Origin of the sequence: Burkholderia singularis (assembly GCF_001718875.1) — a bacterium.
Lineage (GTDB): Bacteria > Pseudomonadota > Gammaproteobacteria > Burkholderiales > Burkholderiaceae > Burkholderia > Burkholderia singularis.
In genome coordinates this window covers 142,891-167,141 of record NZ_CP013449.1, presented here as the reverse complement: position 1 = coordinate 167,141, position 24,251 = coordinate 142,891, and the positions used below count along the sequence as shown (strand labels likewise).

The following is a 24,251-nucleotide window of genomic DNA, read 5'->3' as shown; positions in this document are numbered from 1 at the left end:
GCTTTCGTCGTACATCAATGCTCGATAACACGGTCTCGCCGTATGTTTTCTACCGCGAACACTCATGCGTAAGAATAGGTCAGCAGCTTGGCCGCATCAATGCACGGCTACCGAATAAATTAATTCCTATTTGTTTTTAATCTTGTATTTTTAACAACTTTACGCCCATCAGATATTCAATTCATCCAGCATGGAGTATCAGATATTTTTGAGATAAGCGGGATAGCGTACCAAAAGCATGCAAATCGGCCACCGAATCAGTTCAAATCCTCGATGCACGCACGGACGTTGACCCATGATGAACGACAAGACGGCCGGCATCGCCGACCGTCGAAAGGCCAAATAAACTTGATCAACCGTGAGCCGCCCTATTGGCGACAAATCGGTACATCTGACTTACACGCGTCGAGATGGTCGGGTCCGTAACAGACGGCGCTTACCCACCGGTATGTTTGCGCACCGCATCCGCCGCCTCGCCAGCTTTCTCCTGGAGCTTGCCGGCAGTCTTTTCGGCGAGTCCCTCGGCTTCAGTCTGGCGATCGCCCGTCACCTTCCCAAGCGCTTCCTTTACCGAACCCTTGACTTGCTTGAGCTTACCTTCGATACGATTTTTGTCCATGATCCACTCCTTCAAAAATCCGCATGATCGACGGTACGGATGGGTAATCGACACCATCGCGACACCATCGAGTCAATATGATCCCAATCGCTCGTCGCCGCCGACAGTGACGAATACCCCAAACAGGCTAGTGCATTCGCACTGTTCATAGTTCCATCGGCACTCGCTCGCGCGTTCTTCCGGGCAACGTCGATTCCGCCTTCGAGCCGCATTTCGCTCACATGGCGGAGCATGGAAACAAAAAATCGGGATGCGAAACAGATTGGGCGCGCCGCTCGGACGAAGCAAAACCTCGTACACGCCCGCTGTCTCCAAAACCGACGGAACCATGCAGGCTCGGCAGCGTCCGCGCTTAACGCTTCGCTTTGGCGCCTTGCTTGCCGTTGGCGCTCACTGCGCCAACAATGCCGCGCTCGCGCGCCCAAACGATCGCTTCGCTGCGGCTGTGAACATCCAGCTTCGCATAGATGGTCGAAACGTGATTGCGTACCGTGTTCGGTGCAAGACCCAGCCGATTCGCGATTTCCTTGTCCGCAAGACCGTCGCAGAGCAAATCAAACACATCGCGCTCGCGCGCAGTGAGATCGGACAATTGCGCGCCGGCATCCGGCGCATTCGCCCGCCGCACGTTCGCCAGCTTCTCGATCAGCGTGCGACTGAACCACGTCGCGTCCTGCATCGCGGTCTCGATCGCGTGGACCAACTCCATTTCCGTGCGCTTGCGTTCGGTGATATCGAGCAACGCAATCAACATGCAGTCTTGGCCGTGGATCGCAACCAGATCGGCGGATACCAGGCAGTTGCGCACATCGCCGTCGCGCCCCCGAATTCTCATATCGACATTGCGCATGCCGCCGTCGCCTCCAAACAGCGCGTCGAAACGCCGGCGCACATCGGCGTCAATCCACAATCCAATCTCGTCGGCGGACTTGCCGAGCACATCCTCATGGGCATAGCCGGTCATCGCGACAAACGCATCGTTCACGTCAAGTAACTCGAAGCCGTTCGAAGTAATGATTGCAGTTGCAACGGGCGACATCCTGAACGCTTTCGCAAACCGCTCCTCGCTTTGCCGCAGCGCTCGCTCTGCCTGCTTACGCGGCTCGAGATCCATGAACGTGAACAACATGCACGCCTCGTCGCCAATGTCGATCGGCTGCCCCGCCACGACGACCGCCTTCGTGCCGCCGCCGGGCAAGGTCAATACCGCTTCCATCTGCGGAATCGTCGCACCCTCGCCTAGACGCTCGATCGCGAGTTCGCGCCGCTCGGCACTTTCGAGCACGTCGACTTCATAAACGGTGCGGCCGAGCACATCGTCTCGCGTGTACCCGGTCATATCGAGAAATCCTTGGTTCACCTTGATATAACGAATATCGCTCAACCGGCAAATCACGGCAGGCGCCGGATTTGCATTGAACGTGCGCTCGAAACGCTGCTCCGCGCTTGCCCACTCTGTTGCGTCGTGCAATACGAGCGCCAGGCAATCCGGCTCGCCCGCCGCATTCGTCAGCACCAAACTGCGAATCCGATGCACACGGCACACGTCCTCGTCTTCGGCATGAAACACTTCGACCGTCACGTCGCTGAACTCTTCGCCTGCGATCACCCGATCCATCGGGTAATGCCCCTCCTGCACGGGATGATTGTTCCTGTAGCGCAGCCGAAAACGCTCGCGATACTCGGTGATATCCGCGCCGAGCTCGCTCAGTTCGCTGACACCGTGCATCTCGAGCGCCGCTTCGTTCGCCCAAACAATCCGCTGATCCGGTTCTACGAGGATCACACCTTCGGTCAGTCCGGCGATGATTTGATGTAACTGGCGCCGGTCGGTATGTGACTTGAGCGCCTGTTCGTCGACTTTCTCGTTCATCGTTTGTATTCCGAATAAGTTGCCGATTGCCGCCAATTCCAGCAAAGCATCCGTTGCGGGATGCCATCGTGCCGGCCGCACGCGCAAGGACCAAACACGCATACACTAATCCGGATAGTACATTCGCGTCGTGTGAGCCAATAGTTCGGTACACCGCGAAACCGGTATTGAACCGGGCGAACCGGCCATCGCCCGTACCGACGGGCCCTCTCTCACAGTCCGATGCGGACGCAACGACACTTGGTGCAAAAGCACTAATCCGTCCGGTGAATTTGCGCGATGACGCTGTCCTGCTACGCCAGTAAGCTGATTCCGTGTCGACGATTCAACACATTCCCCCGAGAATCATTTCGAAGGAGATAACGGATGGAACTGCATCAAACACCCGATCCTCAGCCGGTCAAACAGCCGCCGGCAGGCGATCCACCACAACCGCCGAAAAACGATCGACCCGAACCTGCCCAACCGGGGAAATTCTATTCGGCATTTCATTGCGCCAGTTCGATGCCCGCGCGTTCGGCATGAACTGACGCAAACAGATACCTCTTTCCAACGACGCACAAGGAAATATCGATGACCAAAACACAACACATCTCCTCGCTGCTGGCCGTCAGCACGGCGTTCCTTTTCGGCTCGGCCGTATTGACGAGCGCCTATGCACAGACCGACGCAGCAAGCGATGTTTCGTCAACCGAATCGAATCAACCGATAACGGATACGTGGATCACCACCAAGGTAAAAAGCGAGCTTGCGACCACCGACGGCGTAAAGAGCCTTGACATCAGCGTAAAAACCGTCGATGGCGTGGTTACGTTGACCGGGGTACTGCCGACGCACATTGCGGTGAAGAAAGCGATTGCCGTCACGCGCGCCGTCAAGGGCGTCAAGCACGTTGACGCATCCGGCTTGAAGTCGAAAGCGTAACCGGTCCACCAGTTTCAGCCGTTTGCATTTCCAACTCGTCAATAGGAGTACACGATGAACGAAGACAAGATCAAAGGCCAATGGAAGCAACTCACCGGCAAGCTGAAGGCCAAATGGGGCAAGCTGACCGACGATGATCTCGCAGTGGCCGAAGGCAACCGCGAGTATCTCGCAGGTAAGCTCCAGGAGCGCTACGGGATCGCGCGGGACGAAGCAGAAAAGCAGTTGAAGGATTTCGACCGCGACCTGTAAAACCGCTGTGATGCGCGGCGCCTCCGGGCGCCGCGCCAATCCAATCAAAGCAGCGCTCTTATATCCAATTGCCAGGCAGGCAGATCGCGCTGCTTGCCTCCATCCCCTCGTCTGCCAAGCCAGCCGGTACGAATCTCCGGTTTACGGATTGCCCTCATTTCATTTCCGGATAGTTCCTATACATAGGCCGAACGCCAAATCGGCAAAATTAAATAAGCGGATAAATTAATTATCCAATGATCTCCCGTACCCGCTTATGGAATTTCATATACCGCATTACGCTTACGTTCCAATAGACGTGAACCGTGAACTCATTGCGAATGGTGTTATGCGAAACAAACTGTATTCTCCACATTCCTGCTGACTATCGAACGATCCGTCGCTTACCAGCTGGACGCCCTGGCCGGTCCCACCAGATTACCGTAATGCATGCTCAAAAATTTCAAAAACATAAACCATCAAGTAGTAAAAATTAGAAACATAAATTCTCCCCAACACAATGATCGATAAAAAACAAAATCCCTATTTGTTTAGCACACACAACGCAAAAAATAAATTCAAGATTGCTTTCAATAAAATCCCCAAGTAACATCAAATGAACTTGTAAGGTATTAAAGATACCGAGCAGGTTGCGGCGGCCAGTTCGCCATGTTGAATAACCCCGATTCACCACGCCAGGAGAATTGAGATGCAAGAAAATCAACAAATCGATTTGCTCGAATGGATGCAGGAAGATACGCATCCGCAAGCTGTCGACATGATGGTCGAAGACGCCGTGGTACCGTTCGGCACCGCGCTTTGGCCGGTCTGAGCAAGCCATGATGTTTGGCGGAAGGGCGCTGTCTCTTCCGCCGCTTTCGGAGACATGCATGTTGAACCTGCACCGTGCACTCGGCTTTCACCCGGCGCTGCGCGACAAGCTCGCACGCGGCGACAAGAGCAAGCTGCTGATTGGCTACGATGCACGTAACCGTGATATTGCGTTGCGCGCGTTTTCCGCGCCGCCCGCATCCTTCGACACAGTCCTCGTCTGTTTGGAAAACACGCCGCCCGGCGACATCATCGAGGCGCTCGGTCACACCGACTTGTTCGTTTTGCTATACGACTCGTCGTGCCTGCCAACGCCGTCGCCAAATGGGCCGCCTTTTCTTGCGGCCATTCGGCCAGCGATCGTCGAGCACTGGAGCAAATCAGTACTGTTCAAAGACTATGGCCCACATCTCGACGAAGCGTTCTCGGAATCGCTCGATGACATCGCGATGCGCAACAACCGGCTGATCGACCTAGCCTCGCATGCGTCGGGGATTCGATTCGTCGACGAATCAGGTAATAAGCTGTCGGGCTCCTTGACGCATGACCAGAAGTGGACCAGCGTGAACGGCATGGGCAACCTTGATGTCGTACCGGGCGAAATCGCGACGCACATCACCAATCTCCATGGCTCGGTCGTCTTCAGCGGCACCTTCCTCAGCACAATTCCGTTTGCGGTCAAATACAAAGTTGTCGAGCGGTTCGCGACCTTGCATATCGAGAACAGCACGATCGTCGGTTTCGACAGCGATCACGCGGGCTTTCAGCAAGATTTCGCGTCGTACCTGAACCGGCATGCGAATCATCGCAAGATCGAGGAGTTCGGCATCGGCACGAATCTCGGCATCAAGGGCTTATACGGCCGCAACGCCGGTTTCGAGGAGCGGCATCCGGGCATGCATCTGGGTCTGGGAGGCGGTGAACACGGCAGTCACCATTTAGACCTCATCTTCGCCAAAGGCACGCTGATGTTGGACGACAGAACGGTGTTCGACAACGGCACATTCACCATTTGACGTTATCTCATTCGGGCCGCCCGGTACATGCCGGCGCCTTCCGTGTCGCCGAACCGCGAAGCCGTGCAGGATGAACCTACGCGTGCTCGCCCAACCATTTATACATCACGAGGCTATCGACCAGCCCGAGCCGCGCATGGCGATACGCCCGAGGCAGACGCCCGACGATTTCGAAGCCTAGTTTTTGCCATAGGGCAACCGCAATCTCGTTGGTCGCCACGACCGAATTGAATTGCATTGCCAAAAAACCGCGTTCGCGCGCGATCTGCTGCGAGTGCTCGCACATCAGCCGCGCGATGCCACGCCCGCGCGACGCCTCGCCGACCATGTACCCGCAATTGCAAACATGGTCACCCGGTCCCGCCGCATTCGCCTTCAGAAAATATGACCCTAGCAACACACCATCTTCCTCCACGACCCACGTGCAAAGCGGTGCATCGATCCATTGGGCGCGGGCGGCTTCTTGTGTCGGTGCGGGATCGAACGCGTAAGTTTCCTGTGCGCCCACTACTGCGCGGTAGGTGGGCCAGAAATGCGTGAAATCCTCGCCGGTCATCGGCCGAATCGTCAGCATGCAATTCCTTGTGAATGGATTGGGAAATGGAATTCCGTTGCGATGCAGATTATAGAAGTCGCATATCGGACAAAGATAGCAACACGTAGCAAGCGTACTCACCGAAATTGCGTTGCCGATCCCGGCAGGCGGCAAGTTCGACATCGCAAGCCGTAGCCGCGCAAACTAGGCGGCTCTCCACGCGCCCCCGGCTTTTCCGTTACAGTAAAACCGCTGGCCTCGAATGCGGCCCACGCAAAGCCAATCTTTATGTCAAACCCGTAGGGGTCAGGATGACTACTCCGCAAGCTTATACCGCCGACGCACCTACCCGCGCGGAAATCGACTCGCTCGCCGGCGCCACCGTCATCGAGTTCGGCGCTAATTGGTGCAGCATCTGCGCGGCTGCGCAACCGGCGATTCGCGATTCATTTTCGGCGCATCCAACCGTTCGTCACCTGAAAATCGAGGACGGTCCCGGCCGGCCGCTTGGCCGCTCGTTCCGCATCAAGCTTTGGCCGACGTTGGTGTTCTTGCGTGATGGAGTCGAAGTCGCGCGTATCGTTCGCCCCGCAAATGCCGAACAGATCGAAACCGACGGTTTCACCGCGCTCGCGTAAGCGCACAGCCGCCCAATAGCCATGCAGCAGATTATTCAACACATTACCGTTGAGGCAAACGGACGCGGCCTCGTCGAGTTCACGCCGCAGGTTCGCGCGTTCGTCGCGCAGCAGCCGATTCGCACTGGACTGCTTACATTGTTTTGTCGACACACGTCGGCGTCGCTGCTTATTCAGGAGAACGCAGATCCATCTGTACGTCGCGACCTGGAGCGTTATTTCGAAGTTCTCGCGCCCGAGGATGAAACCCGATACGAGCACGATGCGGAAGGCCTCGACGATATGCCCGCGCATTTACGCACGGCGCTTACAAACGTGCAGTTGTCGATTCCTGTCGAACATGGGCGCATGGTACTCGGCACTTGGCAAGGCATTTATCTTTTCGAGCACCGACGCGCTGCCCATCGGCGCGATATCGTGCTGCATTTGCTTGGCGAGTGAGTGCGATGGCGAACCGGTTATCGACGAAAACGCGATGCCGCAATATCAACGATATGGACCCGATTCGGCAAGCATCGTCTGTATGCGAGCAGCGCCTTCACAAGACGCTCGAGCCGGTGGAATACAGGTGGCCGGCGAGGTGGCGACGTGCCATCGAACATATATCGGCAGCACCACTAGGCCAGTTGTTTGCACATGTGTTCCTCGTCAAAAAAACGTCCGTTGATCTGCATCGCACGAGGTTCGGTGCCAAACGTTCGAAAACCCTAAGACACATAGAGTTCTTTTGCCGCAACGTTTTCAGCGTTCACGCACAGTAGAAGCTGAACGACATTCCAACATTCAGATGCATGGACCGTGGCTGCAGACAAAAGCGCTTGGGCGATTCCCCGCCCCCGGCGCGACGGAATGGCGAACACCCCAGATCGTGGCCTTGTGGCCCTCCTGCAGCAGCGGTTCGCGACACACACCCGTAATACCGACAAGCACGTCTGCGTCGAATGCGCCAAAAACGGCTTGGGGGGATGTTGCTCGAATGCGATCCTGCACTTGGGCGATGGGCCTCGCCATTTCCTCGTCCCAGGTCGGCCATATCGATGTGGGTGAATTTTCAATGGCAAGCAGACGCAACGATTTGAAGCGTTCAGCGTCTTCGGTATCCAGCAGGCGTACCGTGATCATGGATGCCCAACCCTTATGCTATCGGACTGAGTACAGTAAGCGGCACAGAAACATTGCGTCCGTTTCGAAAAACGGTGGTGACAGAATAAACTACGTGCGGGGCAAACTTGCAACCAGCGCAATGCCTGTTCTTCATCCCATCCATCTCGACAGTCAGAGACAACCGCATGTACATACCCGCCCATTTCGCAGAAAACAGCAAGGATGTGCTGCACGACCGCATTGCCCAACACCCGTTCGGTACACTGATCACTCACGGGACAAGCGGGCTCGACGCCAATCACATTCCGTTTGAACTTTCGTCAGGCGAAGGCGAGTTGGGCATGTTGCGCGCACATGTCGCGCGGGCCAACCCAGTATGGCAAGACGTAGCGAATGGCGACGAGGTGCTTGTGGTTTTCTACGCAGGCGATGCCTATATCTCGCCGAACTGGTATCCAAGCAAGCACGAATTTCACAAGCAGGTGCCGACCTGGAACTACATGGTCGTCCACGCGCATGGGCGCATCACCATTCTCGACGACGAGCGCGACATACGTGGGATCGTCGCTCGCCTGACGCGCACACATGAAGCATCGCAGCCGAAGCCTTGGAAGATGGGGGACGCACCCAACGACTATATCGACGCGATGCTCAACGCGATCATAGGCATACAGATAGAGATCACGCGTTTGGTCGGCAAAAGCAAGCTCGGCCAAAATAAGGAGGCTCGGGATATTCGCGGCGCAGGTGAAGCGTTGAGTGCGCGCGGAGCATCCGTCATAGGTGAAGCGATGCTTGCCGAGGCGGCGAGGAAATCGCAATAGAACGAAATCGCGTGGATGGCTCCCCCGCGCGCAGCAAACGCGCTCGCGGTCCGGTTCGTGCGTTGTCGATAGACGCGGCTCGGCTATGCAGTACGGCGGCTTGCATTATCCATGCCACGCGCTGCCCCTCGCTACTACAGCCCGCCCCACATGGACGAAAACGCATCGTCCCGCGCGGCAGTGCCATCCGGCCGGGAAAATTTCTTGATCGTAAATTCCTCGCTAATAATTTTTCGCCACGGCAAATGTTCGAGATAGGTTTGTATACCAATTTCAAATTGGTCGATTCTTTATTTCCGCCAAGTGCGACGATATAGGCTGCCACCATAACCAACCGGCACCGTAGCCCATACATCTCTCGCACGACAATCAAACATCGAATCCTTATGTAGCGTTTAAAAAAATCAAAGTGGATTAAAAAATTAATAAACCTAATTGCATTGCAAATACAAATTTTACTTCGCCTATTTTTTTCGTAATTTCCATTTTGATATCGACTCGAAAAGCACAAGAAGCAGCACATTCTCACGCGCATTCCCACCCAAACCGGTTCCGCTGCCCACCACGAGGAGCAGACATGCCGCCCATCATGCAAGACGTCCTCCGCCAACCGTTCCCGTTACATCGATCGACCGCGGTTCATCAAAGGAACCCGCCGATGAAGAGGCACGCGATGCCGTCGATCCGGATCTTGATCGTCGGCGGCGGCCTCGGCGGCACGATGCTCGCGAATCAACTCGCCGCGAAGCTGTTTGATGAATTGATCGACAAGCGTGTATCGCTGATCCTGTTGTCCGATTCGCCAGATCATTTCTACAAACCCGCTTTCATGTACGTTGCTTTCGGGGCTGCACTGCGCGAGGATCTTGTGCGTTCCGAACGATCGTTGCTGCGGCCCGAAATCGATTTCGTCCTCGACGGCGTCGAGTGCTTCGATTTCCCCGCGCAGCAGGTCCGCACACGCGGCGGCCAAAGATACGGCTACGACTACCTCGTGATCGCGACCGGTTGCATACCCGCACCAGAGCGCATCGAAGGGCTGCCGGAAGCCGGCGATCATTTCTATCAGTACGATCCTGCCCGGCAGCTCGCCCAACGCTTGGCGGCCATTGAACGCGGTCGCGTATTCATCACCGTGACTTTCCGAAAACGCACAACGTGCCGCACCAGTGCGGAATCGCGCCGATCGAAACGACACTGATGCTCGACGACTACCTGCGCCGCCGCGGTGTGCGCGAACAGGTCGAGATCGTCTATACATACCCGAGCATCGCGCAACTTCTGCGCAATTGTCTGTTCCTGCAAAAACCGACTTGCGACATCCTGCCCACGCTTTTTGCGCAGCGGAACATTCGATATCAGCGAAGCTTTACGCTTGCGCGTGTCGATCCGGACAGAAAGATTGCGTACTCGGAGGAAGGTGCCGAGCAACCGTTCGATATCCTAATGGCGACACCGCCAATCCGTGCGGTCGACGCGGTGCGCGCGACCGGAATCTCGGAAGCGACGGACGACGAAGGTTGGTTGCCGATCGATCACGAAACGCTGCAGGTACTCGGCATCGGTAACGTTTACGTGCTCGGCGACACAGTCGATTTACCGGTCAGTAAAGCCGGCGGCGCTTGCCATAACCAGGCGCCGGTGATCGCGAGCAATCTGACTGCGAGAATCCGTCTCAACAAGACCGTGGCGGCCTACGACGGCAAAGTACAGGCCGTCGCCCAAATGGGACTGGATGCAGGCATGCCGCTCTGGTACGACTACCAGCACGACGTCCAGCCAACGCCCCCGACCAAGCTCGGCGGATTACTGCGACACGGCTTCAATCGCGGCATCTACTGGGCCGTCGCCCGCGGCCTTGCGTGATTTATTCAATTGCTCTGTCGCCCATCGAGGTACGCATGTCCACCCCCCCTGTCGCCATCCGCCGCAACATCGCCCGATGATGAACCGCTTTCGGCCGATCAGGCGCTCACCTCCGAATGGTTGCTGTTGGCAGCGAAGCTGCAATCGCATATCAACGGCAGCCGGTTCGACAACATCGTCGATCTACTGTCGATCCTGTCGGACCTTGTCGACTTTGCCGATCCCGCGCTGATCGATAAGTTAAGCAAAACGTTTGAGGAAATCGTCGCGGCATCGACAGCGGCGGGCGGCGCCCTGCGGATCGCGAGTGCCGAGGCCAAGCTAAAAACCGACGCTCCGTCTTTGCGCGCGCTGTGGTCGAGCGCGCGCCATCCCGACACGCGACGCGGCATCGATATCGTGCTGCGCATGCTGGAGATTATCGGACGGCTTCACGCCGTTACGCCGACGCGCTGACGATGACGCGCGCCCGCTGCTTCGCGAAGCGCCGCACGGCCAGCCGTTGCATGTGCCGGGCAACGCAGCCTTCCTGCATATCGAGCCGGAGTCTCGACAGCAATTGCCATGGCTTTAAGCTGTTGAACTGCCCATTCACCAGCGCCGTACCGGTAATCATTCGCAAAATTGGCCCGGTACTGTACAGCTACTGTCTACTAGACTTGCTCTCATCCTCAACGATATTTCAGTGCAAAAAGAGAGCATCACATGGACCACATCACCGCCAGCGCGCTACCAGCCGGCCTGTTGTTCGCACTTGTCACGTCAATCACGCCGGGGCCGAATAACACCATGTTGCTCGCGTCCGGCGTCAATTTCGGCTTTCGTCGCACATTGCCGCACATATTCGGCATCAGCGCAGGCGTAGCGATCCTGATGCTTGCGGTCGGCTTCGGCCTCGGCGAAGCGTTTAAGCGCATTCCGATGCTTTACACCCTGCTCGAGACCGCCAGCATCGTGTATCTGCTATACCTCGCGTGGCGTATCGGCACGTCCGGCGAAGTGCGCGCGCAAAATGGCAAATCGCGCCCGATGACGTTCGTCGAAGCGCTGGCGTTCCAATGGATCAATCCGAAAGCGTGGATGATGGTACTAACCGCCGCGACCACCATTCAGCTCTCGGCCGACTACGGCCTCAACGCCGCATGGATGGCGCTCGTGTTCATCGCGGTAGGTTTGCCGAGCATTTGCGTATGGGCCGCATTCGGCCAGGGAATGCGCGGCCTTCTGTCGAATTCGCGCCGGCTGCGCATATTCAACGGCACGATGGCAGTACTGCTCGTACTATCGCTTTATCCACTGATCTCAAAAATACTGGTGGCTGACTGACGCACCATGCGTTCGCCCTGGTGTCGTCCCTCGTTGTGATCCGTCCCGGCAAGGGGTACGCTGCAATCCTGACGCCGGTTCGCCACGGCGCGAACCCGTCCCGACCGGGAGAACGCTGATGAAGCCATTGCTGAAAGCAGGCGATCGGATCGAAGGGCTGCACTGGATCGCCGAATATCGTCACCGCGCGCATTTGATCCGGGTGGTGCGCGAACGTGTTGAAGTGGGTACTTACGGCGCGCCGTCCGCGCTGTTCGGCAACGAGGAAACGATGGGCGCATCGACAACCGCCGATCGCCGCAGCCGTGAAGCAGCGCTCCGCGCGTACCTGCGCCACTTCGCGAAGGTCCACGACGCCGAGGAATGAGGCTGCCGGCCCGCCGCGCGCCCTACGCCGGAACGATCCGCGCGTATGCCCGATTGTTCCGGAGACGATTCGGTGACGATCCGGCGACGAAACGAACCACGTAGCCGGAATCGTCCGATCGCTCTGCCATCAGGCGATACCGGTCGATACAGGTGCAGCCGCCTGCCGCCGCGCCGCCGAACGCTTGACGAGCAGCGCGCCGGTGGCAATCAGCGCCGGCACCGCGAGCATCGAGAAAATCGTGCTGAATCCGAGTTGCGCCTGCAGCAGCAAGCCCCCCGAAAAAGCCCCCAGAATTCCCCCGAAGCGTCCGACGCCGAGCATCCATGCGACGCCGGTCGCGCGTCCGCTCGTCGGATAAAACGCAGCGGCGAGCGTGGGCAGCGACGATTGCGCGCCGTTCATGCAAACACCCGCAATAAACACGACGGTCGCCAGTAACGCAAGATGTCCGGCCTGCCAGCCGATCATCCAGACGAACAGCGCGGTCAATGCATAGGTGACGGCGATCACGCGATGCGGCTCGAAGCGGTCCATCAGCCAACCGCATACGATCGCGCCGATCCCACCGCCTAGCGGAAACAGCGCGGTGACGAGCGCCGCATCGCGCACGGAAAAACCGCTGTCGCGAATCAGCGTCGGCAGCCAGCTCGTCAGCAGGTAATAAACGAGCAGGCCCATGAAGTAGGTGAGCCACAGCATCGCGGTACCGGTGCGATAGCGTGGCGACAGGACGACGGCGGCTCCCGAGCGCGCTTCGCCCTGCTCTTCAGGCAACACGAAACGCACTCGATCGAACGACACGCCCGGAGCGATCCTGCTCAACACCGCAGCGATCCGATCTGGACGTGCGCCGCGCAGCGTCATGAAGCGGATCGATTCGGGCAACGCAATCAGCAGCGCGACACCGAGCACGAGCGGCGCACTTCCGCCGACGACGAATACGCTGCGCCAGCCGTGCTCGGGGATCAGCGCGGCGGCAACCAAGCCCCCCGCCGACGAACCGAGCGTGAAACCGCAGAACATCGTATTGACGAGAAACGAGCGCTTGGCGCGTGGTGCGTATTCGGCCATCAAGGTCGTCGCGTTCGGCATGGCGGCACCCAACCCGAGCCCGGTCAGCAAACGCAGTACCGCAAGCTCGGCAACCGAATTCGCGAACGCACAGCCGATGCTGAAGAGTCCGAACCATACGACCGACCCGACCAGCACGCGCTTGCGGCCGATCCGGTCAGCCATCGGCCCCGCGGTGAGCGCGCCGAACGCCAGGCCCACCAGCGCCGCGCTCATCACCGGCGAAAGCGCTGCCTTCGTCACATGCCATTGCTGGCCGAGCGCGGGGGCGACGAAGCCGATCGCGGCGGTATCGAAACCGTCAGCCGCAACGATCAGAAAGCAGAGAACCAGAATCAGCCACTGATAAGGCGAGAAGCGCTGCTCGTCGATAAATTGCTGCACATCGAGCTGGCGCGTAAAACCGGTCATGAATGTCTCCTTGAGTTGCCGTGGGCGCTCGTCGCGCCCTCTTGTCTCGCTGCTCTCTCACCACGCCGATTCGATGCCGGCGCTGACCATTGCACACGGACGGCGGCTTCGTTCGGCACGCCGCCCACGCAAGCGGACTCCAAGAGGCCGTTGCGTTGCGCGCGGCCTCAAGCCGAGCGGGCCGACTTAGGCCGGCGCGTCCTCTTCACCGAAGATCCGCTGCGCGAGATGAAACGCCGAATTCGCAGCCGGCACGCCGCAATAGATCGCGGTCTGCAACAGCACTTCTTTGATTTCGTCGCGCGTCACGCCGTTGTTCTTCGCCGCACGCAAGTGCAGCGCAAGTTCCTCGCCGCGATTCAGCGCGACCATCATCGCGATAGTCAGCAGGCTGCGCGTGTGACGCGGCAGCCCTTCACGCGTCCAGATCTCGCCCCATGCGTAACGGGTGATCAAATTCTGGAATTCTTCGGTCAGCTCGGTGCGGTTAGCAAGCGAGCGATCGACGTGCGCATCGCCGAGCACGGCGCGGCGCACGGTCATGCCCGCTTCGTAACGTTGATCGTCATTCATGCCGAGGCTCGCTTCAGGCGGTCAAAAAACCGATCAGCGCGCGGCTGAAATCGTCCGCGCATTCGATATTGGAAATATGAGCGCAATCGAACTCGACATGCTTCGAGCCGGCGATCGCCGCAGCAAGCGCGCGCCCCTGACCGGCCGGTGTCGACTGATCGTGCGCGCCCGTTACAACGAGGGTCGGCACGGCGATGCGGGACACTTCATCACGCAAATCGGCTGCGTTCAATGCATCGCAATTCGCCGCGTAGCCGTTCTGATCCGTGTGAACGAACACATCGCGGATCACATCGATCAGACGCGGCTCGCGCGCGAAGAACGCGGGCGTAAACCAGCGTTGCAGCACGGCGTCGGCAAGCGCGGCCATTCCTTCGCCACGCGCCTTCGCCGCACGCGGCGCCCATACTTCGGGAGAACCGATTTTTGCAGCGGTATTGGCCAACACCACGCGCCCGATTCGCGCAGAATGCCGTGCGGCAAGCGCGGCGCCCGTGAGCCCGCCCATCGACACCCCGCAAAAATGCGCGCGTTCGACGCCGATATGATCGAGCAAACCGAGCACGTCACCCGTCAGCTGCTCAAGCGTGTATGAGCCGGCCGGCGCTTCCGAATGGCCGTGGCCGCGCGTATCGTAACGCAGCAGGTTGAAATGCTGCGCGAGCGCGCCTATTTGCGGCGCCCACATCGACAAATCCGCCCCGAGCGAATTCGAAAACACGAGCCACGGCGCATCGGCGCGCGCGGCGCGGTCGATCCGGTAATGCAGCCGTATTCCATTGACTGACGCGAAAGGCATCGCAATCTCTCCTTAGTGACGGCCCGCGTAAAGCGCGAGCACGGCGTCGACGTAAGTACGCGCTTCGCCGACGTAATGAGCGGGATCGAGCAACCGCCGCAACGCGCTGGGCGCCAGATGCGCGGTAACCTCCGCGTCGGCGGCGAGCACGTCGTATAGCGTCTGGCCGCTCTGCACGGCTTCGCGCGACGCGCGCTCGACGAGATGATGCGCTTCGAGCCGGCCGATCTTGTCGCCGAGCGCGAGCATCACCGCTTCGCCGAGCACGAGGCCGCGCGTCGCATCGAGATTCGCGGCAAGCCGCGCGGCATCGATCTGCAAGCCGGCGGCGATCTGCGCGATTTGCGCAAGCGCGCCGCCCGCAAGCCGCGCGAGTTCGGGCAGCGCCTCCCACTCGGCCTGCCAGCCGCCAAGCGCGCGTTCGTGCTCTTGCACCATCGCGGCGAATACGGTTGCAACAAGCCCCGGCGCCCGCACGGCCGCCGTCAGCACCGCCGCGCAGCCGACCGGATTGCGCTTGTGCGGCATTGTCGACGAACCGCCTTTGCCGGCCGCGGCCGGCTCGGCAAGCTCTCCGATTTCGGTCTGCATCGACAGCGAGATATCACGCGCGATCTTGCCGAGCGTACCGATCAGCATCCCGAAATATCCCGCGACTTCGGCGATCCGGTCGCGTTGCGTATGCCACGGCACCGCCGGCAGCACGAGCCGCAAGTCGTCCGCGAGCGAGCGGGCGACGGCAGGCGACGCATCGCGCAAACTCGCGAGCGTGCCCGCCGCGCCGCCGAATTGCAATACGAGTGCCGTTCGGCGCAGCCCGTCGAGGCGCTCCCGGTGACGCAGCAGCGTATCGAGCCATTGCGCGAACTTCAGCCCGAGCGTGATCGGCAGCGCTTGTTGCAGCCATGTGCGGCCGATCATCGGCGTATCGCGATGCGCGGCGGCAAGCGATGCAAGTGTCGCGCATGCGTCGTCCAACAGCGGCTCGAGGGCATCGAACGAATCGCGTAATTGCAACACTGTCGCGGTATCGATGATGTCCTGGCTAGTCGCGCCCCAATGCACGTACTTTGCCGCTTCGGCATCGTGCGCCTTCACGCGCGCAGTCAGCTGCTTGACGAGCGGAATCGCCAGATTGCCGCCGAGCGCCGCATCGCGTGCGAGCGCCTGCTGGTCGAGCGCGCCGGCAACGCACGCGGCCTCGATCGGTTGCACGGCGCTCACCGGAATCACCTGATGCGCGGCGAGCGCACGAGCAAGCGCCGCCTCGACATCAAGCATCCGCTGCAATGTCGCACGCGGCGACCAGATCGCATTGAACGATTCGATGCCGCAAATCAGGGAACTCAGGCGGGCGCTGTCTTCAAGCATGAGGTCGATTGGAAAATCGGAAAAGCGAAATGCGCTTATTGTCCACCGAAGCGCCGGATGTTGCGCGCTCGTGCGCGCCGGCCGACGCGGGGTCGGCCTGCATGCAACGCCGCGCCCGCCTCTTCTGCCGCAAATAGCGGCAAACGGCGGCAGATGACACACGCCTTCACGTCACGCAGCAGCGGTTTGCGCCGCTTTCGCGCCGCCCGTCGCATCAATCAGCAGCACGCCGGTCAGCCGCTGCAATTCGTCAAACGAAATATCCGCGAAGATCTCCCGCACCGCGAGCCCATCACGTGTCACATCGAGCACGGCGAGATCGGTATAGATGCGATCGACGCAGCGCACGCCCGTCACCGGATACGAGCATTGCGCGACGATCTTGCTGTCGCCCTGTTTCGTCAGATGCTCCATCATCACGAATACCTGCTTCGCACCGATAGCAAGATCCATCGCGCCGCCGACGGCGGGAATCGCATCCGGCGCTCCGGTATGCCAGTTCGCCAGATCGCCTTGCGCGGAGACCTGGAACGCGCCGAGCACGCAGTAATCGAGATGCCCGCCGCGCATCATCGCGAACGAATCCGCGTGATGGAAGTACGCGCCGCCCGTCAGCAAGGTCACGTGCTGCTTGCCGGCATTGATGAGTTCGTCGTCCTCGTCGCCGGGCGCGGGAGCGGGGCCCATTCCAAGCAGCCCGTTTTCGCTGTGCAGGAAAATTTCCTTGTCTGAATCGAGATGATTCGCGACAAGCGTCGGCACGCCGATTCCGAGATTCACGTAAGCACCTTCAGGAATGTCTTGCGCGACGCGCTTGGCCATTTCGTCGCGAGTCAATCGTTTCATCTTGTTCTCCTCGGGAATTCATGCGGCGTGGCCGGCATGCGCGGCGCACGCGGCCAATTCGGCGGCATGCGCGGCCTGTGGCGCCTCGACGATCCGTTGCACGAAAATGCCAGGCGTCACGATATGCTCGGGATTGAGCGCGCCGAGCGGCACGACGGCAGACACCTGGACGATCGTCGTCTTCGCGGCCATCGCCATCACCGGGCCGAAGTTGCGCGCCGTCTTCCGGTAGACGAGGTTGCCCCAGCGATCGCCTTGGAGCGCCTTGATGAGCGCGAAATCGGCATGAATCGGCGCTTCGAGCACGTAATGCTTGCCGTCGATCACGCGCGTCTCCTTGCCTTCGGCGAGCTTCGTGCCGTAACCGGTCGGCGTGAAAAAGCCGCCGATCCCCGCGCCCGCCGCCCGAATCCGCTCGGCGAGATTGCCTTGCGGCACCAGTTCCAGCTCGATCTCGCCCGCACGATACAGCGCGTCGAATACCTGCGAATCGGCTTGGCGCGGAAACGAGCAGATGATCTTGCGCACGCGCTTGGCCTTCAGCAGCGCGGCCAAGCCGGTTTCGCCGTTGCCGGCGTTGTTGTTGACGATCGTCAGGTCGCGCGCGCCCTGGGCGATCAGCGCGTCGATCAGCTCGGCGGGCATGCCGGCCGTGCCGAAGCCGCCGATCATGACCGTCGCGCCATCGTGAATATCGGCCACTGCCGCGTCGAGAGAATCGAAGATCTTGTTGACCATGTCTGTTCCTGATGCGAATCCGTGCACGGCCCCGCGCGGCGGCGGCACGGCATGCGTTCACGGACGGCCACATACGCCGCCGCTTTTTGTTCGAATTATGAACTTAGATTCGATAAACGAACGATTGGCCAATCATAGGGACGCGTGCACCAGCTTGTCAAGGCGCGTTGTCCCCAGCGGCACTTACGCCGCCGCATCGATCGAATACGTCTGCGCCTTGTCGTCGAACGGCAAGCCGACGTAGTTTTCCGCCAATGCGTGAGCGCCCGCGCGTGAATGCGTGACGTACTTCAGCTCGGCGCACTTCAAACGGGCTACGAACGGCGAATCGTCGGCGCACGGATGCAGCATGTTCGTCATCCAGTACGAGAAATGCTCGGCGCGCCATACCCGCTCCAGGCACGTCGACGAATACGTTTCGAGCAGATCATCACGGCCGTCCCGGTAATGCGCGGCGAGCGCTTGTCCCAATACGCGAACGTCGGCAACCGCGAGATTCATTCCCTTCGCCCCCGTTGGCGGCACGATATGCGCGGCATCACCGGCAAGAAAGAGCCGGCCGTATTGCATCGTCTCGGAGACGAAGCTGCGCATCGGCGCCACGCTCTTCTGGATAATCCGGCCTTCGGTCGGCGTCCAGCCGCTGTCGTTCGCGAAACGCCGGCGCAGTTCGTCCCAAATACGCGCATCCGTCCATTCTTCGACGTTTTCATCGGGCCGGCATTGCAGATACAGCCGCGTCACGCTCGGCGAGCGCATCGAGAACAGCGCGAAGCCGCGCTCGTTATGCGCATAAACAAGTTCGTCGAGCGACGGCGGCGCATCGGCCAGGATGCCGAGCCACGCATACGGATAGACCCGGTCGAACGTGGCCAGCCGTTCGGTGGGAATCGTCTGCCGCGATATTCCATGGAAGCCGTCGCAGCCGGCGATATAGTCGCAATCGATCCGGCCCGCGCGGCCATCCGCGTCCGTGAACGTCACCGACGGGCGCCCGGTTGCGACATCGTGCAACGCGACGTCGTGCACGCCGAAATACAGGCGCTGACCGTGCTCGCATGCGGCCGCGATCAGATCGCGCACGACTTCGTGTTGACTGTAGACGGTGATCGCCCGGCCGGGCGTCAGCTCACCGAAGTCGATTCGGTGACGCACGCCGTCGAACAACAGTTCGATACCGCGATGAACGAGCCCTTCGCGCTGCATCCGCGCACCGAGCCCCGCTTCGTTCAGCGTATCGACTGTTCCCTGCTCAAGCACGCCGGCACGAATCCGGTTCTCGCAGTAATCGCGCGAACGCGTCTCGACCACGACCGATTCGACGCCGCGCAAACGCAGCAGATGGGAAAGCAGCAAACCCGCCGGTCCGGCGCCGACGATTGCGACTTGGGTACGCATATTTGTCTCCTTGCCGATCGGAGCGGGCTTTTAGCGCCTCCTCCGGTCGCATGCCTTGATTGATTGGGATTTGCGCTTGCAGCGCCTTATGCCGATCAGAGGAGTGGCCGCTTCGGCACTGTCCGCGCCGCCATATTTCGCACTCCGTCTCACGCCCAGCCCAACGTGCATTGGGTTAGCAGGGCCATTGTCCGCACTACCCCCACTATTCAGCAAGGCAATTCAACAGATAAGTTGTATACAAAATTCAGATAGTATCCCTCTCGATGCCCGACCTCGACCTGAACCTGATTCCATACCTGGTTGCACTCGACGAGACGCGCAATGCAAGCCGCGCGGGCGAACTGCTCGGCGTCGGGCAACCGCGCGTCAGCGCCGCGCTCGGCCGGCTGCGCGCACATTTTGGCGATCCGCTGTTCGTGCGCACGGCGCGCGGCATGCAGCCGACACCCCGCGCACTCGCCCTGCTTCCCGCCGCTCGCGCCGCGCTCGAGAACATCGAGCGCGGTCTCGGCGCGCCGGTTCAGTTCGATCCGGCCACGAGTACGCGCACGTTTTCAATCGCGCTGTCGGATGTCGGCGAGATCGTGTTTCTGCCGCGCTTATTGCAAGCGTTTGCTCAGCACGCACCGCACGCGAACCTGCGCTCGGTGTCGCTGCCGCATCTCGAAGTCGGGCGCGCACTCGAAGAAGGCGACGTCGACCTTGCGGTCGGTTATTTTCCGGATCTCGGCGGCGGCAACGTGTTCCAGCAGCGGCTCTTCACGCACCGCTTCATCTGTCTGTTGCGGCGTGGCCACCCGCTCGCCACGCAACCGCTCACGCTCGAACGGTTTCTCGCGTGCGGCCACGCGGTCGTGCGTGCGGAGGGCCGCAGCCAGGAACTGCTCGAGCGGCACCTCGCGAAACATCGGCTGGTGCGGCGCGCGGTGCTCGAAACGCCTCACTTCATGAGCCTGCCGTTCATCCTGAGCCGCACTGATCTGATCGCCACCGTGCCGCATGCGATCGGCTACGCCTATGCGGCCGAACACGCGGCGATCGCGCTCGTCGAACCGCCTCTGCCGCTGCCTCGCTTCGACCTGAAGCAGCATTGGCATCGTAAATTCCACAACGATTCGTGCATTGCGTGGCTGCGCGGCGTCGTCGCCGGCCTCTTCAACGATGCACTGGATGAATGGCCCAAATGAGCGCGGCCGCGCGGCGGCGCACGCGCAAGGCCAAAGCATGAAACAATGGCCGATCTGGCCGAGAGATCGGCGATACATACACAGGGCACGACACATGGCTAAAGGAAAGACCGCGGACAAAGCCGCCACGCCGACTGCTCACCACGCAGCGGGCAACACAGCCGTTAAAACGGCAAGCAAACAGAAAATCCTCGGCGCGGACCACGCGCGCTCGAACGCGTCCCGGCCCAGCCGGGACGAAGCCGAAGCAGCCGTGCGCGTGCTGCTGCGCTGGGCCGGCGACGATCCCGAACGCGAAGGATTGATCGACACGCCCGCGCGCGTCGTGCGCGCGTATGAGGAGTTCTTCTCCGGCTACGCGCTCGAACCCCGCGACATCCTCGCGCGCACCTTCAGCGAAGTCGACGGCTACGACGAAATGATCGTGCTGAAAGACATTCGCTTCGAAAGCTATTGCGAACATCATATGGTGCCGATCATCGGGCGCGCGCATGTCGCGTATCTGCCGAATCACCGCGTCGTCGGCATCTCGAAGCTCGCACGGCTCGTCGACGCGTTCGCGAAGCGTCTGCAAATTCAGGAAAAGATGACCGTTCAGATCGCCGACACGCTATTCGACGTGCTGCAACCGAAAGGCGTGGGCGTGATTCTCGAGGCGGCGCATCAGTGCATCTCGACGCGCGGCATCCATAAGCCGGGCGTCGAGATGGTCACGTCGCGGATGCTCGGCACGTTCCGCACCGATCCGGCGACGCGGCGCGAATTCCTGTCGATCGTCTCGAATCCTTCCGCTGTCAATCTGACGAACACCTGAATGCAGTCGATGCAGTCGAATCCCCATCCACGCCCCGCACCCGTCGCGCTCGTGACGGGCGCCGCGCGTCGCGCGGGCCGCACGTTCGCGATGCGCTTCGCGCAGTGCGGCTATCGCGTCGCGGTGCATTACGACCGGTCGGCCGATTGCGCGCACGAAACCGTGCGCGAGATCAGCGCCGCAGGTGGCGAAGCCGTTGCGCTGCAAGCTGACCTCGCTCAACCGGACGCGATCGTCGCACTCGTCGATGCCGTCTACAGGCGCTTCGATCGTCTCGACGTGCTCGTCAACAACGCGTCGGTGTTCTGGCAGGACCACTTGCCGAGCTTCGATCTCGCCGCGTTCGATCAGTCATGGGCGGTCAATTGCCGCGCACCGATTCTGCTCACGCGCGCGTATTACGAGCGTGCGAAAGCCGCCGGCGCGCAAGGCGTCGTGATCAACGTCGTCGATCAAAAAATCAAGGAAAATTTTCATCGCGACCACTTCAGCTACACGGTCGCGAAGACGGCGCTCGGCAATCTGACGCAGATGCTTGCGCTGTCGGCGAACCCGGTGCTGCGTGTGAATGCGGTATTTCCGGGGCTGATGCTGCCAAGCGGCGACCAAACGCCGGCCGACTTCGCGCATGCGAGCCGCGCATCGACGCCGCTTGCGCGCATCGCAGGCCCCGACGATGTCGCCGATGCGATCCTGTTGCTGACGGGCGTTGCGTACAACGGCGTCGATTTCGTCGTCGATGCTGGACAGAATCTGATTCGCGTCGATCAGGACGTGCTGTACAAGCACCGCTCGCCCGCCGGCCAGCGCTAGCTGGTTGCCGTTCGCGGGCAAACAGGGGCCGCGAACGGCAAAGGCTCGCGTCAATCCTTCTCGGCCCGCTCCCCTTCGCGAATCTTCCCTTGCGCGACGCTGCTGCCGGGCGGCACGCTATGCGTCAGCCACACGTTGCCGCCGATCACCGAGCCGCGACCGATCGTCACGCGGCCAAGAATCGTCGCGCCCGCGTAGATCACCACGTCGTCCTCGACGACCGGATGGCGCGCATTGCCCTTGACCAAGGTACCGTCGCCATCGGCGGGAAAGCTTTTCGCGCCGAGCGTGACCGCCTGATAAAGCCGCACGCGCTCGCCGATGATCGCGGTTTCACCGATCACGACGCCCGTGCCGTGATCGATGAAGAAGCTCGAACCGATCTGTGCGCCAGGGTGGATGTCAATACCGGTCGCGGAATGCGCGATCTCGTTGATGAAGCGTGCCAGGAGCGGCACGCCGAGCCGATAGAGCGCGTGCGCGAACCGGTGATGCATCATCGCGCGCACCCCCGGATAGCAGAGCAGGATTTCAGTGATGTGCTGCGCAGCGGGATCTCCCGTATACGCGGCGTGAATATCGCTGACGAGCAGCGCACGGATGGCGGGCAACTGCGTACCGAACTCGCGTGCGATCTCGAACGCGCGCTCGACCAGAACGGCGGGCGGCGTTTGCGCGTGCTCCGGCAGGAACGGCAACGCCCGGCGGATCTGCTCGGCCAGCAGGCGCAACGTGCTCTCGAGCGTATGGCCGACGTAATAGTCGACGCTCTCGTCGGTCAAGTCGGGCGCACCATAATGCGTCGGAAAAAGCGACGCGCGCAGCCCGACGACAATCTTGCTTATCGCGTCATACGACGGCAGTTCGCGAATGCCGCGCGGATGACGTGTGCGATGCAGGCTCTCGCGCGATTCGCGCAATTCGGCGACGATCTGTTCGAGGCCCCAGTTTCGGGCAAATTTCGACATAGGCAAAAGCGCATGGCCGCGCGCCGGCGCGCGGCCACCGATAAAAGTGGCGGGTGCCGCAAGATTATCGCGTTTTTGCCGCGTCAGCGGAATGCACGCCAACGTATGCCGGCCGCCTACCTCGTCGGGCTGCTTGCGTCGATCCATCGGACGGCCCAATCGCGCGCATGCGCGATCGCTGCGTCCTCATCGTTGAAATGGAGGTCGGACGGGAAGAAGCGATTCGCGACCAATTCGCCGTCGCTCGATCGGGAGATGACGACATAAGGCTGAAACGAGCCATCACTGGCACGCGCCGGCGTGCAATTCAACAGATAACCGCGATGCATGAATGCCGTAGTCGTAGAGTGCATAAGTCCGCCCACCTTCAGTCCCCTTACTTTCTTGTTCGCTACCCGTCCGTTAAGGATGCTGCGGTGCCCAATCCGGGCGGAAGCCGGTGCGCCGAATGTCGCACACCGCTTTGTAGGAAAAGAATCATACTCTGTAGATAACGCGTCTTCTAGTTGAAATATTTATTAGGAAAACATAGCGCATGGCGCGGCTGCGGCGCTCGCACGTGCGCCTTTTCCTGTCGCGTCCGGCAGCGGATTTTGCCCGCCGCCGGACGCCGCGCCGCGGAAGGTGACTGCGATGAATTCGTTCGAACGCACCATGCCGGCGCCCGCCAACGCCGGGCACTCCAATGCACGCATGCATCCGCGCAGCATTGAGCAATTCAACGACGCGACACACGACAGCACCGTCGACGCCGACGGCAAGAACCGCGAAGCAGCCCGCATCGCGAACGGCGAGCCTATCTCGCCGGACCAGATCACGACGAGCAACGCGTCGCTCGTCAACGCGGTGCCGGAAACGCCCGACGGCTTCGCCGGTTTCGATAGCCGGCCTGGCGGCAATCATCCGCAGTTCGCATTGCGCACCGGCTATACGGTCATCGACAAAGGGTTCGACTCTGCCGCGCCGATCGACGCGATTGCCGACGAAACACGCCCGCCGTTGCGCCGTCCGCTGCAACGGCCTGCGCGCATCGTCGAACTTGTGCCGACTCCGCGCTGACCTCGACGGCCGGGCGGGCAACCGCCTGCTGCATGGTTGCACC

At 60.5% G+C, this 24,251-nt stretch carries 29 protein-coding genes and 1 pseudogene; 16 read left to right on the top strand and 14 right to left on the bottom strand.

What is annotated here, in order from left to right; genetic code table 11:
- Positions 1–436 precede the first annotated feature (436 nt).
- Together AQ611_RS16825 and AQ611_RS16820 are read right to left on the bottom strand one after the other, a co-directional pair.
- Entirely contained in the window at positions 437–619 is a 183-nt protein-coding gene (locus AQ611_RS16825) for a CsbD family protein (RefSeq protein WP_059519510.1), read from the bottom strand.
- Positions 620–971: 352 nt separating this feature from the next.
- The gene (locus AQ611_RS16820) at positions 972–2,492 is read right to left on the bottom strand and encodes a helix-turn-helix transcriptional regulator (RefSeq protein ID WP_069235436.1); all 1,521 of its coding nucleotides are present in this window, start codon (positions 2,490–2,492) and stop codon (positions 972–974) included.
- Positions 2,493–2,858: 366 nt separating this feature from the next.
- Here AQ611_RS16820 and AQ611_RS25645 point away from each other — a divergent pair, with 366 nt between their 5' ends.
- The 5 genes from AQ611_RS25645 (at position 2,859) to AQ611_RS16805 (ending at position 5,494) form a co-directional block, all read left to right on the top strand.
- Positions 2,859–3,017, top strand: a complete 159-nt coding sequence (locus AQ611_RS25645) for a hypothetical protein (protein ID WP_156789229.1) — start codon at positions 2,859–2,861, stop codon at positions 3,015–3,017.
- Between the two features lie 48 nt (positions 3,018–3,065).
- On the top strand, positions 3,066–3,416 hold the full coding sequence (locus AQ611_RS16815) for a BON domain-containing protein (protein WP_069235435.1): 351 nt from the start codon (positions 3,066–3,068) through the stop codon (positions 3,414–3,416).
- Between the two features lie 54 nt (positions 3,417–3,470).
- A complete protein-coding gene (locus tag AQ611_RS16810; RefSeq protein ID WP_069235434.1) occupies positions 3,471–3,668 on the top strand; it encodes a CsbD family protein in 198 nt (65 codons plus the stop codon).
- Between the two features lie 688 nt (positions 3,669–4,356).
- Positions 4,357–4,479 (top strand): hypothetical protein, encoded by a 123-nt coding sequence (locus AQ611_RS26555; RefSeq protein WP_059519501.1) that lies wholly within the window; start codon positions 4,357–4,359, stop codon positions 4,477–4,479.
- A gap of 58 nt (positions 4,480–4,537) precedes the next feature.
- Positions 4,538–5,494: a leucyl aminopeptidase gene (locus AQ611_RS16805; RefSeq protein WP_069235433.1), complete on the top strand. Its 957-nt coding sequence runs from the start codon at positions 4,538–4,540 to the stop codon at positions 5,492–5,494.
- A gap of 76 nt (positions 5,495–5,570) precedes the next feature.
- Here AQ611_RS16805 and AQ611_RS16800 read toward each other — a convergent pair whose 3' ends face one another.
- A complete protein-coding gene (locus AQ611_RS16800) occupies positions 5,571–6,068 on the bottom strand; it encodes a GNAT family N-acetyltransferase (RefSeq protein WP_069235432.1) in 498 nt (165 codons plus the stop codon).
- Positions 6,069–6,340: 272 nt separating this feature from the next.
- Between AQ611_RS16800 and AQ611_RS16795 the strand changes: the two genes are divergently transcribed.
- Positions 6,341–6,667, top strand: coding sequence for a thioredoxin family protein (locus tag AQ611_RS16795; protein WP_069235431.1), 327 nt, complete (start codon positions 6,341–6,343; stop codon positions 6,665–6,667).
- Positions 6,668–6,688: 21 nt separating this feature from the next.
- A complete protein-coding gene (locus tag AQ611_RS16790; RefSeq protein WP_059519493.1) occupies positions 6,689–7,108 on the top strand; it encodes a secondary thiamine-phosphate synthase enzyme YjbQ in 420 nt (139 codons plus the stop codon).
- Between the two features lie 266 nt (positions 7,109–7,374).
- On the opposite strand, the gene AQ611_RS26755 is transcribed toward AQ611_RS16790, so the two are convergent.
- Entirely contained in the window at positions 7,375–7,479 is a 105-nt protein-coding gene (locus AQ611_RS26755) for a hypothetical protein (protein ID WP_374755072.1), read from the bottom strand.
- Complete coding sequence (locus AQ611_RS16785; protein WP_374755073.1) at positions 7,451–7,789, bottom strand: hypothetical protein; 339 nt, start codon at positions 7,787–7,789, stop codon at positions 7,451–7,453. Before AQ611_RS16785 ends, AQ611_RS26755 begins: the two co-directional genes overlap by 29 nt.
- 167 nt (positions 7,790–7,956) lie before the next feature.
- On the opposite strand from AQ611_RS16785, the gene AQ611_RS16780 reads away from it, so the two are divergent.
- From AQ611_RS16780 to AQ611_RS16760, 5 genes and pseudogenes are all read left to right on the top strand, one after another.
- On the top strand, positions 7,957–8,595 hold the full coding sequence (locus AQ611_RS16780) for an FMN-binding negative transcriptional regulator (protein WP_069235430.1): 639 nt from the start codon (positions 7,957–7,959) through the stop codon (positions 8,593–8,595).
- Between the two features lie 673 nt (positions 8,596–9,268).
- Positions 9,269–10,461 (top strand): annotated as a pseudogene (locus AQ611_RS16775) (NAD(P)/FAD-dependent oxidoreductase).
- A gap of 126 nt (positions 10,462–10,587) precedes the next feature.
- A complete protein-coding gene (locus tag AQ611_RS16770) occupies positions 10,588–10,917 on the top strand; it encodes a helical membrane plugin domain-containing protein (protein WP_231936056.1) in 330 nt (109 codons plus the stop codon).
- Positions 10,918–11,166: 249 nt separating this feature from the next.
- The gene (locus tag AQ611_RS16765; RefSeq protein WP_069235429.1) at positions 11,167–11,787 is read left to right on the top strand and encodes a LysE family translocator; all 621 of its coding nucleotides are present in this window, start codon (positions 11,167–11,169) and stop codon (positions 11,785–11,787) included.
- A gap of 118 nt (positions 11,788–11,905) precedes the next feature.
- Entirely contained in the window at positions 11,906–12,154 is a 249-nt protein-coding gene (locus AQ611_RS16760) for a hypothetical protein (protein WP_059519484.1), read from the top strand.
- A 129-nt stretch (positions 12,155–12,283) separates the two neighbouring features.
- Here AQ611_RS16760 and AQ611_RS16755 read toward each other — a convergent pair whose 3' ends face one another.
- The 7 genes from AQ611_RS16755 to pobA all read right to left on the bottom strand — a co-directional run bounded on the left by AQ611_RS16755 (position 12,284) and on the right by pobA (position 19,364).
- Positions 12,284–13,639 (bottom strand): aromatic acid/H+ symport family MFS transporter, encoded by a 1,356-nt coding sequence (locus AQ611_RS16755; RefSeq protein WP_059519482.1) that lies wholly within the window; start codon positions 13,637–13,639, stop codon positions 12,284–12,286.
- A 186-nt stretch (positions 13,640–13,825) separates the two neighbouring features.
- Complete coding sequence (gene pcaC, locus AQ611_RS16750) at positions 13,826–14,212, bottom strand: 4-carboxymuconolactone decarboxylase (protein ID WP_069235428.1); 387 nt, start codon at positions 14,210–14,212, stop codon at positions 13,826–13,828.
- A gap of 13 nt (positions 14,213–14,225) precedes the next feature.
- Complete coding sequence (pcaD, locus tag AQ611_RS16745; protein ID WP_069235427.1) at positions 14,226–15,011, bottom strand: 3-oxoadipate enol-lactonase; 786 nt, start codon at positions 15,009–15,011, stop codon at positions 14,226–14,228.
- A 12-nt stretch (positions 15,012–15,023) separates the two neighbouring features.
- Positions 15,024–16,382, bottom strand: a complete 1,359-nt coding sequence (locus tag AQ611_RS16740; protein ID WP_069235426.1) for a 3-carboxy-cis,cis-muconate cycloisomerase — start codon at positions 16,380–16,382, stop codon at positions 15,024–15,026.
- A gap of 171 nt (positions 16,383–16,553) precedes the next feature.
- Positions 16,554–17,228: a CoA transferase subunit B gene (locus tag AQ611_RS16735; protein WP_069235425.1), complete on the bottom strand. Its 675-nt coding sequence runs from the start codon at positions 17,226–17,228 to the stop codon at positions 16,554–16,556.
- 18 nt (positions 17,229–17,246) lie between these two features.
- Positions 17,247–17,966 (bottom strand): 3-oxoacid CoA-transferase subunit A, encoded by a 720-nt coding sequence (locus AQ611_RS16730; protein ID WP_059519473.1) that lies wholly within the window; start codon positions 17,964–17,966, stop codon positions 17,247–17,249.
- A gap of 183 nt (positions 17,967–18,149) precedes the next feature.
- Positions 18,150–19,364, bottom strand: a complete 1,215-nt coding sequence (gene pobA, locus AQ611_RS16725; protein WP_069235424.1) for a 4-hydroxybenzoate 3-monooxygenase — start codon at positions 19,362–19,364, stop codon at positions 18,150–18,152.
- Between the two features lie 266 nt (positions 19,365–19,630).
- On the opposite strand from pobA, the gene AQ611_RS16720 reads away from it, so the two are divergent.
- The 3 genes from AQ611_RS16720 to AQ611_RS16710 all read left to right on the top strand — a co-directional run bounded on the left by AQ611_RS16720 (position 19,631) and on the right by AQ611_RS16710 (position 22,181).
- Positions 19,631–20,554 (top strand): LysR family transcriptional regulator, encoded by a 924-nt coding sequence (locus tag AQ611_RS16720; protein ID WP_069235423.1) that lies wholly within the window; start codon positions 19,631–19,633, stop codon positions 20,552–20,554.
- A gap of 94 nt (positions 20,555–20,648) precedes the next feature.
- On the top strand, positions 20,649–21,368 hold the full coding sequence (folE, locus tag AQ611_RS16715; protein WP_059519467.1) for a GTP cyclohydrolase I FolE: 720 nt from the start codon (positions 20,649–20,651) through the stop codon (positions 21,366–21,368).
- A 9-nt stretch (positions 21,369–21,377) separates the two neighbouring features.
- The gene (locus AQ611_RS16710) at positions 21,378–22,181 is read left to right on the top strand and encodes an SDR family oxidoreductase (RefSeq protein WP_069236351.1); all 804 of its coding nucleotides are present in this window, start codon (positions 21,378–21,380) and stop codon (positions 22,179–22,181) included.
- Positions 22,182–22,231: 50 nt separating this feature from the next.
- On the opposite strand, the gene epsC is transcribed toward AQ611_RS16710, so the two are convergent.
- Together epsC and AQ611_RS16700 are read right to left on the bottom strand one after the other, a co-directional pair.
- A complete protein-coding gene (gene epsC, locus AQ611_RS16705; RefSeq protein ID WP_059519530.1) occupies positions 22,232–23,149 on the bottom strand; it encodes a serine O-acetyltransferase EpsC in 918 nt (305 codons plus the stop codon).
- 116 nt (positions 23,150–23,265) lie between these two features.
- The gene (locus AQ611_RS16700) at positions 23,266–23,502 is read right to left on the bottom strand and encodes a hypothetical protein (RefSeq protein ID WP_059519465.1); all 237 of its coding nucleotides are present in this window, start codon (positions 23,500–23,502) and stop codon (positions 23,266–23,268) included.
- A 271-nt stretch (positions 23,503–23,773) separates the two neighbouring features.
- Between AQ611_RS16700 and AQ611_RS16695 the strand changes: the two genes are divergently transcribed.
- Positions 23,774–24,208: a DUF3005 domain-containing protein gene (locus AQ611_RS16695; RefSeq protein WP_069235422.1), complete on the top strand. Its 435-nt coding sequence runs from the start codon at positions 23,774–23,776 to the stop codon at positions 24,206–24,208.
- The last annotated feature ends 43 nt before the right edge of the window (positions 24,209–24,251 follow it).